Origin of the sequence: Aliivibrio sp. S4MY1, assembly GCF_028765545.1 — a bacterium.
Lineage (GTDB): Bacteria > Pseudomonadota > Gammaproteobacteria > Enterobacterales > Vibrionaceae > Aliivibrio.
The window spans coordinates 37,137-50,753 of record NZ_JARACP010000007.1; the positions used below are offsets into that span (position 1 = coordinate 37,137).

The 13,617-nt window shown below is 39.3% G+C and carries 11 protein-coding genes; 5 read left to right on the forward strand and 6 right to left on the reverse strand.

Going from position 1 to position 13,617, the window contains the following annotated elements:
* Positions 1-23 precede the first annotated feature (23 nt).
* Both speG and PVK71_RS09345 read right to left on the reverse strand, forming a co-directional pair.
* Positions 24-545 (reverse strand): spermidine N1-acetyltransferase, encoded by a 522-nt coding sequence (gene speG / locus PVK71_RS09340; RefSeq protein ID WP_274418311.1) that lies wholly within the window; start codon positions 543-545, stop codon positions 24-26.
* Positions 546-750: 205 nt separating this feature from the next.
* On the reverse strand, positions 751-2,688 hold the full coding sequence (locus PVK71_RS09345) for a DEAD/DEAH box helicase (RefSeq protein ID WP_274418309.1): 1,938 nt from the start codon (positions 2,686-2,688) through the stop codon (positions 751-753).
* Between the two features lie 334 nt (positions 2,689-3,022).
* Between PVK71_RS09345 and PVK71_RS09350 the strand changes: the two genes are divergently transcribed.
* Positions 3,023-5,029, forward strand: a complete 2,007-nt coding sequence (locus PVK71_RS09350; protein WP_274418307.1) for an exoribonuclease II — start codon at positions 3,023-3,025, stop codon at positions 5,027-5,029.
* Between the two features lie 53 nt (positions 5,030-5,082).
* On the opposite strand, the gene PVK71_RS09355 is transcribed toward PVK71_RS09350, so the two are convergent.
* Positions 5,083-5,442 (reverse strand): late competence development ComFB family protein, encoded by a 360-nt coding sequence (locus tag PVK71_RS09355; RefSeq protein WP_274418305.1) that lies wholly within the window; start codon positions 5,440-5,442, stop codon positions 5,083-5,085.
* A gap of 144 nt (positions 5,443-5,586) precedes the next feature.
* On the opposite strand from PVK71_RS09355, the gene PVK71_RS09360 reads away from it, so the two are divergent.
* The 4 genes from PVK71_RS09360 (at position 5,587) to PVK71_RS09375 (ending at position 10,281) form a co-directional block, all read left to right on the forward strand.
* Positions 5,587-6,819, forward strand: a complete 1,233-nt coding sequence (locus PVK71_RS09360; RefSeq protein ID WP_274418304.1) for a GGDEF domain-containing protein — start codon at positions 5,587-5,589, stop codon at positions 6,817-6,819.
* Positions 6,820-6,978: 159 nt separating this feature from the next.
* The gene (locus PVK71_RS09365) at positions 6,979-7,359 is read left to right on the forward strand and encodes a DUF3302 domain-containing protein (protein ID WP_130049163.1); all 381 of its coding nucleotides are present in this window, start codon (positions 6,979-6,981) and stop codon (positions 7,357-7,359) included.
* Positions 7,359-8,489, forward strand: coding sequence for an HlyD family secretion protein (locus PVK71_RS09370; RefSeq protein ID WP_274418303.1), 1,131 nt, complete (start codon positions 7,359-7,361; stop codon positions 8,487-8,489). Before PVK71_RS09365 ends, PVK71_RS09370 begins: the two co-directional genes overlap by 1 nt.
* Before the next feature lie 190 nt (positions 8,490-8,679).
* Positions 8,680-10,281: a BCCT family transporter gene (locus PVK71_RS09375; RefSeq protein ID WP_274418302.1), complete on the forward strand. Its 1,602-nt coding sequence runs from the start codon at positions 8,680-8,682 to the stop codon at positions 10,279-10,281.
* Positions 10,282-10,526: 245 nt separating this feature from the next.
* Here the strand turns inward: PVK71_RS09375 and PVK71_RS09380 are convergent, their stop codons facing one another.
* Genes PVK71_RS09380 through PVK71_RS09390 form a run of 3 tightly spaced genes read right to left on the reverse strand, consistent with a single transcriptional unit; the run spans position 10,527 to position 13,606 of the window.
* The gene (locus tag PVK71_RS09380) at positions 10,527-11,582 is read right to left on the reverse strand and encodes a DUF4056 domain-containing protein (RefSeq protein WP_274418301.1); all 1,056 of its coding nucleotides are present in this window, start codon (positions 11,580-11,582) and stop codon (positions 10,527-10,529) included.
* An 11-nt stretch (positions 11,583-11,593) separates the two neighbouring features.
* A complete protein-coding gene (locus tag PVK71_RS09385) occupies positions 11,594-12,715 on the reverse strand; it encodes a BamA/TamA family outer membrane protein (protein WP_274418299.1) in 1,122 nt (373 codons plus the stop codon).
* 3 nt (positions 12,716-12,718) lie between these two features.
* Complete coding sequence (locus PVK71_RS09390) at positions 12,719-13,606, reverse strand: TonB-dependent receptor (protein WP_274418298.1); 888 nt, start codon at positions 13,604-13,606, stop codon at positions 12,719-12,721.
* Positions 13,607-13,617 lie beyond the last annotated feature (11 nt).

The window sequence follows — 13,617 nt, forward strand, 5'->3', positions numbered from 1 at the left end:
TGCTCATTCTCATAAATTTAGTGTTACTTTTTTCGGCTTAGATAATCATCTTGCAAAAGGTACATTCGTTTAACATCGCAGTATTGACCATTTACAAAAATTTCTTTGATTAAGTGTCCTTCCTCTACAAAGCCACATGCCTCATACAAATAAATTGCCTTATCATTATTAACCGCAACATGAAGATAAACTTTATGAAGATTTAAAATGGTAAATGCATAGTTTAATGCTTTATTAATTAAACTTCTTGCATAACCACAACCTTGAAAGTCTGGTGCAATAATGATTTGAAATTCAGCATTACGGTGAATTGAGTTAATTTCAACGAGTTCAACTAATCCTATAGATTGCTGCTCTTCGTTTTCAGCAATGAAACGGCGTTCATTACTGTCATGAATATGCTTTCGAAACAAATCTTCCAGTTCATAGTACGACTCGTACGGCTCTTCAAACCAGTAAGACATGATAGAACGATTATTATTTAATTGATGAATGAAGCGAAGATCCGTTTGCTCTAAAGCGCGTAATCGAATTTGATTATCCATTTTGTTTTCCATTAACAAAAAAATTAGTCACGTCCAGTAACCTTATTAAGCGTTACTGACCCCGAAAAATACCACTATTTTATAAAAACAAGAACAACTATTTTAAGTCGATGTTATTTATATTTACGTTAATGATTTTATGGAAATTATAGACATAAAAAACCGAGCTACTTGAGCTCGGTTTCTATTATCAATAAATTATTGATTAATCTTCGTTGCGAGGTTTACGTGGAGCACGGCTTGCACCTGGAGCTCTTTCGCCACGGTGACTGCCACGGTGATCGCCACCTTTGTTGCGGTCAAAACGACGCTCGCCACCACGGCCACCTTCACGGTTTCCACCTTCACGATTACCACGGTAACCACCACGGCTGTTGCCGTTGCTATTGCCACCACGGTTCTCATCACGACCACCGCCAGTACGAGGACGACGATCGATTGTTAGGTCTACACCTTCAACAACAACCGCTTTCACTTCGTTTTGACGAATACGTAGTTGCTTAAGCTTGCTTGCAACATCTGCAGACATTTTCTTAGGTAACTGTACATAAGTGTGACCCGGAGCAAGTTTAATTGCACCGATAGCGCCTTTAGTAAAGCCTAGTTCGTTAGCTAGTGCACCAACGATATCTTTAACTTGAACGCCTTGCTCACGACCTACTTCTAGTTGGTACGTATCGAAATCGTCATTGTTGTACTGACGACGTTCACCACGCTCTGGGCGGTCGCCACGATCACGACGCTCACCACGCTCTGGACGGTCACCACGTTCACTACGCTCTGGACGACGTTTAGCACGTTCCATTGCAGCGATCATTGGATCTGGACCTTTGTAGAATAAAGGACGCTTACCTTGTTGACGCTTAAGAAGCATTGCTGCGATTGTCGCGGCATCAACTTCTAGAGTCTCTTGAAGCTTAGTAATTAAGTCAGAGAATGCTTCTAGTGCAACGAATTCTTTTTCTGCTGCTAATTCAGCACCAAGAACTGCTAGACGAGCTTCTGCAACTTGATCACGATGTGGAAGTTCAATCTCTAGCATTGTAGATTTAGTTACACGCTCAATTGTACGTAGCATACGAATTTGGTTTGTGCGAACTAAAAGAATCGCTTTACCTTTACGTCCAGCACGACCAGTACGGCCGATACGGTGGATGTAAGATTCAACATCAAATGGGATATCGTAGTTAAATACGTGTGTAATACGTGGAACATCAAGACCACGAGCAACAACGTCGGTTGCAACTAGAATATCGATAACGCCGTTTTTGATGTGATCAACAGTACGCTCACGTAGAGACTGAGGAATATCACCATGAAGAGCAGCAGCCTTAAATCCACGTGCACTTAACCAATCCGCTAGACGCTCTGTATCTTGACGAGTACGAACGAATACGATTGACGCATCAGTTTCTTCTGTTTCAAGAAGACGAGACATTGCTTCGTCTTTTTCAACACCCTTAACGATCCAGAAGTTTTGCGTTACTTTATCAACAGTGTGGTTAGTACCAGCAACATCAACACGCGCAGGATCACGTAGGTAACGGTCAACAATTGTTTTAACCATTGGAGGCATAGTTGCAGAGAACAGGATACGTTGAGCTGTATCTGGTGCTTTTTCAAGAATCCAAGTTACATCATCAACAAAACCCATTTTAAGCATTTCATCTGCTTCATCTAGGATGAACGTATGAACTTCGCCTAGGTTTAGACGGTCACGGTTTAGTAAATCTTTAACACGGCCCGGAGTACCAACGATGATATGAGCACCGCGGCTTAGAGCACGCATTTGATCAACGATAGAAGCACCACCGTAGATCTCTAATACTTTAAGACCCTTGATGTTACGACCAAGGTTTTTAACTTCAGCAGCAACCTGAATAGCAAGCTCACGCGTTGGTGCCATGATGATTGCTTGTGGGTTATGTTGCTTAAGGTTGATTTTGTTTAGTAGTGGCAAAGAGAAAGCAGCTGTTTTACCAGTACCTGTTTGTGCTTTACCAAGTGCGTCACGACCAGCTAACAAAAGAGGAATTGATTCTGCTTGAATTGGCGTTGGAGCAACAAAGCCCATTTCGTCAAGTGCAGATAAGATAGTTTCGTCTAAAGCCAGTTGGCGGAATTCAGTAATAGTTTCTGACATTGGGATCCCAATAATTAAACATATAAAAACGGTCCCATTTGCTCAGCAAGTTCCATACACACACACAAGCACTCGGGACAGGACAGTTAATCACCTAATACAACAAAAGAATCGATAAGTGATTAACTCAGGGCGCGGATAATGCCCTAATACGGCAAGAATTACCAGAAAAAATTGAGCAAGTTCACAAATTTAGCTCTACTTTCTTAGTTTTGATAGTTTTTTGTACGCTAAATGCCCTTTTTTACATATTTAAGCGGACTTTTGTAGTAATCAATACAGGGCAATAGTAAAGTTAGGTCGTTATTTCTCTTAATTATACGTATGAAGGCTTATGTTTCAAGATAACCCACTACTTGCTCAATTAAAGCAGCAGATACAAGAAAACATCCCTAAAAAAGAAGGGACAGTAAAAGCAACCGACCGTGGTTTTGGTTTCTTAGAATCCGACGATAAGAAAAAAAGTATCTTTATTCCGCCAGCACAAATGAAAAAAGTAATGCATGGCGACAAAGTAGTGGCCCTGATCCGTACTGAAAACGATAAAGAGCAAGCAGAACCAGATCAACTTGTTGAACAATCAATCACTCGATTTATCGGCCGTATTCAGATGTTTAAAAAACGTCTACAAGTAATGCCTGATCACCCAAGTCTTAAAAACGCAATAAAAGCAAAGGCTCGTAAAGGCGTAAATCCAGAAACCTTAAAAGAAGGCGATTGGGTTGTAGCCGAGCTTACACAACACCCGTTAAAAGGTGATCAAAGTTTCTTATGTGAAGTTACGCATAAAATCACAGATAGCGATGACAAGATTGCGCCATGGTGGGTAACGCTTGCTCAAAATGACTTACCAAATTCAGAGCCTGAAGGCATTGATAACTGGGAAATCAAAGATGATGCAGATCTAATACGTGTAGACATGACAGAAACACCATTTATCACTATCGATGGTGAGTCAACAAAAGACATGGACGATGCACTGTACATTAAGAAGCAAGCTGACGGTTCTTTTGAACTAACGATTGCCATTGCTGATCCAACCGCTTACATCACACCAGATGACAGCATGGATAAAGTGGCTCGTAAACGTGGCTATACCATTTACTTACCAGGTCGCAATATTCCAATGCTGCCGCGTGATTTAAGTGACGAACTATGTTCTCTTATTGAAAACCAAGAGCGCCCAGCCCTTTGTTGTACAGTACACGTAGATGCAGATGGTACAATTAATGAAGAGTCGATTAACTTCTTTGCTGCAACGATTAAATCTCACGCTCGCTTAGCTTATGACAATGTATCTGATTTCTTAGAAACGGGATCATGTGATAAATGGCAACCAACTGAAGTGATCTCGCAAGTAGTTACTGAACTTCACGAATTTGCGCAAGCGCGTACAACGTGGCGTCAAACTCATGCTGTGATCTTCCCAGACCGCCCTGATTACCGTTTCGAATTAGACGAAGAAAATGACGTAGTTGCTATTCATGCAGATATGCGCCGTACAGCAAACAAGCTTGTTGAAGAGGCGATGGTAACTGCAAATATCTGCGCAGGTAAGACATTACGTAATACGTTTAGCATGGGGGTATTTAACTCTCATGCTGGCATTAAATCAGATAAATTGAAAGACGTGATCGAAATTGTAAATCAATTAGATGATGTAGCATTCACAGAAGAGCATATTGCAACACTTGAAGGCTTCAGTGAACTACGTCGCTTATTAGGTAATCAACCAACGTCATATCTTGATGCTCGTATTCGCAAATATCAAACGTACAGTGAAACAGGTAACGAGCCGCTGCCACATTACGCAATGGGTTTAGACATTTACGCGACATGGACTTCTCCTATCCGTAAATACAGCGACATGATCAACCATCGTATGCTAAAAGCACATATTCTTGGTAAAGAGCCGGTACAACGCCCAGATGATATTGTTGGTGAAGAACTGGCATTAAGTCGCCGTTACCATCGCATGGCAGAAAGAAATGTCAGTGATTGGCTATACTGTAGAACGTTAGTTTCAGAAGTCGAAAAAGGCACTGAATTTACCGCTGAGATCTTTGATATTAATCGTGCAGGTATGCGCGTACGCTTAATTGAAAATGGTGCTGCTGCTTTCATTCCAGCTTCATTGATTGTCGATAACAAAGAGCGTATCGAATGTAATGCCGACCAAGGCACTATTTCAATCGATAAACATGAAACCTTCAAACTAGGTGATCAACTTCAGGTTACTTTAGCAGAAGTCAAAGAAGATACTCGTAATATGGTCGCAAAACCATTACAGGCCTTCCCTAGGTTGGAAGTAGAAGAAACAGTAGAATCTACTGACGCTTAATCTCATTTCAAAGATAAATAAATCCCATATCAGTTCTACTGTATGGGATTTATTTAATCTAATTTAAGCTCACCTGAAAATGGCTCTTCTTCGTCTTCTAATTCAAATCGATCTTTAGGAGTATAAACGACAATATTTTCAAAATCCGTATCACGCTCTCTACGATCATTTGCCACCATCTTTTCTGCATTTTCAACAGCAGCAGCAACCATTTCATTATATCGTACTAATTTTTTTTGAGGTGTTGCCGCTAACATATCCAAGCTGTAACGAATATAAAGTGTTGGAAGCTGATTCAAAGCAATACATTTCATGTCTGTTATTTGATCAAGGGTATATAACTGATGGAAATCTAGCTCGATAAAGCGTTTTCCAACAAGAATTTCCATATAGTTATGAATATTTGATTCCATATAGATGCCTTATTGTTATTAAATGCACTAAGTCGCGATGTAAGTATATGAATAGAGTTATCTTATTGGTAGAATCGTATTTGTCCTATCAATTTAGTGACATCTCTCTCTTTTTTTAGATTAGTTAGGATTAGTCAAAAAACAATGTCTTTTAGCCTTCTGAGTCATCCACTATTTAAATTACTATTACCTTTAATCATCGTTGTTTCAGTGATTACCGGTATGGATGGTATTATTCAGCTATCCTCTGAAAACAAAGGTTTTTCATACATACTCCCATATATTGTGTTGTTTATTGTGCTACTTTTAAGCCAGCCTTTCAACCAAGGTCGAGTCGGTATGATCTCCATCAGCATGGCTATTGCCTACTGGGTAATTCAAGAACGCCTTCAAGTACCTTTATCGCAAGGAACCGCTCGTATTGAATTTACCCTAACCGCATTTTTACTTCCTATATGTATGATGGCGACGTTTATTTTTCCTGAACGTCGGATTTTCTCAAAATATGGTGCTGGTTATTTAGGCATTTTGCTATTTATGTTCTTTTGGTGTTGGATCATTGTGGCGCACTTTGCCGAAAATGACATGAGTGAAATGTGGGAGACCTACTTACTTAACATCCCAGAAGTTTCCCCTCTTCCTATTATCGTTGTTCTTTACAGTTTAGTCATGTGTGGGCTTTCTGCTATCTTCGTTCTTACACGCAATAATAGTACAGATTTAGCCTCTTATACTTGTTTACTCTATTCTTCGTTGACTTTTGCTCTGTTCAGTGTCGAGTTTATTTCAAGCACCATGTTTTCTATTGCTGGTTTACTTCTACTCTTATATATCATCTCTGCAAGCCATGAACTGGCCTTTATTGACCAATTAACCGGCATTCCTGGTCGTCGTGCATTAGAATCAGAGATGAAACATTTGGGCCGTCGCTACACCATTGCTATGCTCGATGTTGATCACTTCAAAAAATTTAATGATACCTATGGACACGACACTGGAGATGACGTTCTCAAATTAGTTGCCAGCATCATGGCCCAAACAGGTGGTAACGCAAAGGTATATCGTTATGGCGGGGAAGAATTTACCGTATTATTTAAAGGTAAAACCGCAGAGCAGAGCTTAGAATACCTTGAAGAATTACGTGAAGACATTGCTGATTATGACCTTATCATTCGCGATACTTCAACTCGCCCTAAAGATAAAAAGGAAGGGCAAGCAAAACGTGGCAAAGCAAACAAAACGAAAGTGGTGAATGTTACGATTAGTATTGGTGTTGCTGATAACACGGAATATCGTAAGCCTCAAGAAGTAATTAAAGCATCTGATAATGCACTATATCGTGCAAAAGATGGTGGCCGTAACTGCGTTAGCTTGTAACAAATTATAAGTCTTTCTTAGATAGCCGATATAGATATATGTCGGCTTTTTTCTATCAAAACAACATCCCTACTTGCGTATTTAATCTAGCAGTGTCACACTCAAGTTATTAAAAAATATATGATTTGTTAACACTTAATTATAAACAAGGATACGTTTATGTTTTTAGATTATTTTGCTCTTGGGTTATTGGTGTTTGTTGCCTTAGTTATTTTCTATGGGATCATCGTCATTCATGACATTCCGTATGAAATTGCCCATAAACGTGACCATCCTCATTCAGATGCAATACACATTGCAGGCTGGGTCAGTTTATTTACACTTCATGTGTTATGGCCATTCTTATGGATTTGGGCAACCTTATGGCGTGAAGACCGTGGTTGGGGCTTCCATAAAATCGAAAATAACCAATTAGAACTTCAAACTCGTGTTAATCATCTTAATGACCAAGTTGAGCTATTGACTGAAAAACTATCACAGCTAGAAGTGAATCAGGCAAAATCATCACCTAGCCAACCATCTAAAGAGGAGCAAGTATAATGGATTTATTGCTTATTCTTACATATACCGCGTTATGTATTGCCATCTTCAAAATATTTAACATCCCACTAAATAAATGGACAGTTCCTACTGCAGGTTTAGGTGGCGTTGTGCTCGTTGGTACGCTAGTTCTATTAATGAACTATAACCACCCTTTCACTCAGTTTGGTGGGCAGTTTTATGTAACCACCCCTATTGTTCCAAGTGTTAAAGGTAAAGTAACCGAAGTTAATGTGGTTCCTAACCAACCTGTTGCTGCCGGTGATGTATTATTTAAAATTGATGATATCCCATTTCAAGCAGAAGTTATCCGCAAACAAGCTGCATTAAATGAAGCAGAACAAGCCGCTTTACAGCTGGAATCTATCTACAAATCAGCACAAGCCAATACAATTAAAGCCATCGCTGAAAAAGACAAAGCGTATCGTGAATTTAAGCGTTACGAAAAAGGCTATAAGAAAGGCGCATTTACTGCTCAACAACTTGACACAAGAAAGCAAAACTATAAAGCAACAGAGGCAACAGTAGAATCCGTTCAAGCTCAAGAACAACAAGCAAAACTGGCTTTAGAGTCTGAGATAAATGGAGAGAATACAACCGTTGCTCGTATGCGTGCAGAATTAGAGCAAGCGCAATTCAATTTGGATGAAACCGTTGTAAGAGCACCAACCGACGGCTATGTAACACAAATGGCACTTCGTCCGGGTATGATGGCGGTTCCTATCCCTTTACGACCTGTTATGACCTTTGTTCATACTGAAGATCAGTACTTTGTTGGTGCATTCCGCCAGAATTCTCTTCAACGTTTACAAAAAGGCTTTAAAGCGGAGTTTTTATTTAGAGCAATTCCTGGTCGTGTATTTGAAGGTGAAGTAGTCGAAGTTATTCCAGCCATTGGTGAAGGTCAAATCCAAGCCTCTGGTGCTTTATTAGGTACAAATGCAATCAGAACAAATGGCCGCGCTTTAGTTAAATTAAAATTAACTGACGATGTTTCTGAATTTCACCTTCCAGCAGGTTCTAATGCGGAGATATCTGTTTACTCTGATAGCTTTGAGCATGTTTCCATTATGAGAAAAGTACTAATCCGTATGAAATCTTGGCAAAACTATCTATACCTTGACCATTAATTGATCATATAGAACAAAAGTGCCTTAAGCTTATGTTTTAAGGCACTTTTATTTATATCAACCGCACTACAAATATATTTTATTAAAATCTTAAGTCTGATACTATTCGTTACGAAAAAGCTGTTACAAGAATGTTGCAGCCGTTTGACAGACTCCAATGGGAGCTGTTACGAATATTATGTGAGGACACATGAATACTACCGATAAGTACAGTATTGACAGTACTGATTATGAAGTTGGACAGGACAATATTCAAAAATGGGGTTTTGATATACATAACCAAGTTTTTGGTATTAGTGCTGGTGCTATAATTTTATTTCTTACTGTGCTTCTAATTATGGATCCAGCAGAAGCCAAATCCCTTCTTGACGGCATAAAGTTACAAATCATCGATAATTTTGATGGTTTATTTATGTGGTCTAGCAACATTTTCCTTATTTTCTGCTTAGGGTTAATCGTATCGCCTTTCGGTAAAATTCGAATTGGTGGTGATAATGCAAAACCTGAACACTCTACAATCTCATGGATGGCAATGCTGTTTGCTGCTGGTATGGGTATTGGTTTAATGTTCTATGGTGTCGCTGAGCCTCTTGCTTACTTCACTGACTGGTATGGTACACCTCTAGATGTTGAACCATTTACCGAAGAAGCTAAAAAACTCGCACTGGGCGGAACCATGTATCACTGGGGTATTCACCCTTGGGCAATATACGGATTAGTGGCTCTATCATTAGCTTTCTTTACATATAACAAAGGCTTACCACTATCTATGCGTTCTGTTTTCTATCCTATTTTAGGTGATAGAACATGGGGTTGGTTTGGTCATATTATTGATATCATGACGGTACTAGCTACGCTATTTGGTCTTGCAACCTCTCTTGGTTTAGGTGCTCAACAAGCTGCTGGCGGTATCAATCATGTCTTTGGTACCGAAGGCGGCATAAACATGCAAATTGGCGTAATTATTTTCGTTACTATGCTTGCAATGATCTCTGTTATCCGCGGTATTGATGGTGGTGTAAAACTACTAAGTAACGTAAACATGCTAGTTGCTGTTGCTTTATTGTTCTTCATTATTTTCATCGGTTTCTCTGATGTAATGAGTACATTACCATTAACGGTAACGGGTTATATTGAGAATATTATACCTCTAAGTAACCCACACGGCCGTGAAGATGAAACTTGGATGCACGGTTGGACAGTATTCTACTGGGCTTGGTGGATTTCCTGGTCACCATTCGTAGGTATGTTCATTGCTCGCGTTTCGAAAGGTCGTACTGTTCGTCAGTTCTTAATCTCTGTAATGATCATTCCAACATTAGCAACAGCATTATGGATGTCTGCGTTTGGTGGTATTGCGATTGAACAAGTTAAGAACAAAGTTGGTGAGCTTGGTGCTAATGGTTTAGAAGACATTACGATGGCACTGTTTAACATGTATGACGCACTTCCAATGAGCACAGCACTGTCTGTTATTTCTATCGTACTTATCATGGTGTTCTTTGTAACGTCATCAGATTCAGGATCATTGGTTATCGACAGTATCACTGCTGGTGGTAAAGTCGACGCTCCTGTTCCTCAGCGTATATTCTGGGCAACTGTTCAAGGTTCTATTGCTGCAGTATTACTATGGGTTGGTGGTACAGAAGCAATGCAAGCACTACAAGCTGGTACGGTTTCTACCGCTCTACCGTTTACGTTTATTCTACTAATGATGTGCGTTAGTTTAATTAAAGGCTTCAGTACTGAAAAGTTTGGTACTGTGCCAAAAACAGGTAAAGCAAAAGCGTAATTCGTAAAGCATTAAAAAAAGCCTCGAATAATACTTTATTTATAAAGTTCCTATTCGAGGCTTTTTATTGTCTGACAATTACTTACTTATTTTTTATATGCTAATACCAATCTACATAAGTATTTGATCATTCTTGCTTGTTAAAATCGATTATATCAGCGTTATAAATTTTGTAATTAGATCCACTAGTTACTGTAATTTATGCCTTGCTATAATCGATTTTTCCTACGCAATTATCTGACCAACTACTTATCCAGAATGGTATAACTCTTATCATCATGATCTTTCGCAAAATCTGCAATTTGTTGGAAATCATTTGGAGTCCAATAAGGCTTATTTTTTAATGATTCAGGCAATGCCGAAAAAGCGATGTCATTTTTGTTTGGCATTAACTTAAAAGTCACTAAGGCTTCATGCTTCGTTGATACACTTTCTTCTACACCATTCTCAATTCCATTAGGCTTAAGCTCTGTTCCTAAATGGTACTCTCTATGGATCACTACCCATTTATTTGGTAAACGCTTACTGCTGTCCCACCATTTGCCATCCATCTTTTTAATTTGTGCTTTGGACTCTTCTTTTGTACCTACATCTAACTCAATAAACTTTGCTTTAATCGCTTTAGTCATCGCCAAAGAAAAATCATCTTTGCTTAATTTAGGTTTCGCAGTAATAACGTCGCTCGCCAATAATGCACCAAGCATATTTGAATACAGATCTTCTGGAGAAAAAGCAGAAGCATATTCTTTAAAACCACCGACCGATTCCATTCCAAACCATTGAGCTATTTCATGCCACTGAGCGAATCGATAAGCCGTTAGGGCTGCTAGTTCAATACTCATTTTTTGACGTTCAGTTTCTGTGTAAACGTCAGAACTAGCATGCAACTGAACAACACGATTTTTTAACTCAGGTGACAATGTAACCTTGTGATCTGTACCTAAATGGGCATAAAACTCTCCGTAGAGATAATAAGTAAAATCGGCGGTATCCCGAATATGAGCAGAATCTAAAAATCCGCCTTTATCTGAATAAAAAATACCATTACTTTCATCGCCAAAACCCATCAAACTGCTTGCAACACCTTGACTACCATCGTTATAAATATGGTCACCAAGATCATCAATATTTAATACATTCTCAACGGATACAAAAGGAACAGGGATCCCCCCCACTTCAGTTTGTAAATTGGTTCCAAATGCACAACAGGGCCTAACGCCAACAGGTGCTTCTGCAAACGAAGAAAAAGACGCACCATATAAAAGACTGCTAATAACAATGGACGCTATTTTATTTTTCATATTGAATCCTTCTAGAACGCTTCATTTATTTGAAAGTAGACAGCTTGGCTATTTTTCCCTAGACCATAATCCAATCTCACGTTAACCCTTGGTTTAAACGCAAATCGGTAACCTATCCCGTAGGTAGGAAGCCATTTACTATCAAGTAACCCCTGATAACTGTCAGCGATATTTCCTCCGCCGACCCATGCAACCATTCCATGACGTTGATTAAATTGATGACGAACCTCAAGTTGGGAAGAGAGCTGACTATTATCTCTGTATTGCCCAGAGTAGTACCCTCGCATTCTCTTATCACTACCTAGAGCTGATAGCGCAAACCAAGGGGCATCTCCTTGAATATCTTGCGCGTATATTTCCCAAGCAAGAACGGTATCAGACGTCATTTTATAATATTGACGATAATTCACAGTTATCTCATCAAAATCAAAATCGGAACCAAATTCAGTACGATAAGCATTCCAGTTAATACTAAATAGCATTCCTTTATGCGCATTAAGCTCAAAATCGCGGCTGTCATATTCAACACTTAACGTTGCTGCACTTAAAAATGTATCTTTCAGTTCGCTTTGATTTAATGTATCAGTATCTGACGAAAGCTTACGATAGCTCTCCATATCAGCACCAAAAAGTACATAGGTATTTGGTAAAAATTGATAAGCTACTTTTGGTGTAAAGCCTAGTATTTGAGCTTCAACAAGAGTCTTATTACTGTCTATTTCAGCAGCTTGTTTACCTACGCCCCAATAGTATTCAGGGGTATGACTTGCTTTTGCTTGAACCAACAAACGTAAATCATCATTTTCAAAATACGTTCGGTTATTAATGCCAATTCCATAAGACCCAGATGTTGAACCATAGCCTGTAATGCTAACCGTAGATAATGGTGCACTGTCTTTGTCTTCAAGTGGTGAATAAAGACCTACAGCAGCAACTCCGATCCCAAAGCCTTGCTCAGGATTAGCAAAAGGACCAGGAAGCACAGCCCAGTCAACCCCTTTACTGACATCAATATCTTCTGATGACCCTAACTCTTCAAGGAAAGTATCAACCCAACTTTGTTGTTCTTTCGCAGAAATGGATAGTGCACAGCAGCTCAGCAAAACTGCTGTTGATATATTCAATAACTTCATGATCTAAAATCGCATATCAACAGTTAAGAAAAGACTTTTGCGATCACCAAGCCCAGCTTCACCTAAAAGGTACAAACGATCATGGATTTTATATTGCATACCCAACAAAGGATTCCATGGTGTAACCAAATGCTGCTCAACATTAAAACGGCCATTATCAACGTTACCCACTAGATTACCTAAGCTACCCGTTAAACCGATATCCGTTAAATTACCTGACAATGATTGCTCAACATCTTGATACATAGCACCAACCCACAAACGCAACGGAGTACCAAAACGTGTAAAATCATAACCAATTCGAGGGGAGACCACAATCGAGCTAATTGTGCCATCAATAACATTCAGTTCTGTTTCTGTATAGCTTGCATCAACCAATGCAAATACATCTTCGTAACCGCCAGCGAGTACAAAACCAGCACCATATAACGTACCATCGAGCTCTAGTCTAAATGGCATAGTCCCTGATAACTTCTCTGACCCAAGAGCCTTAACTTTAATTGTGGTTTCTGAATAACCATTAAGGGTTCCAACAATACCGTATAGATTTAAGAAGGGAAACAGCCAAACATCACCACGTAATGTCAGCACTTCACTCATTTGTTTTCCTGTACCTACAGGCTCTATTTGAACGACATCCCCTAAAGGCACATTATGCTTTCCAAACCAACCCAAATCTACGGGATATGTTCCCTCAAATCCAACACTGTCTACAGAGATATCTTGAGTTTGCTTCATGTAACTAACGTTAAGACCAAATGCTTCAGGAAGCGTATATCCACGCGCTTCCGCTTCTTCTTTCCAAATAGGTAAGGTAAAAGATTCTGCAAATAAAGAAGAAGTGTAAGATAAAAACAATAAGCAAAGTACAGAAAGTGCTCTTTGCGACATAAAGACTCCAA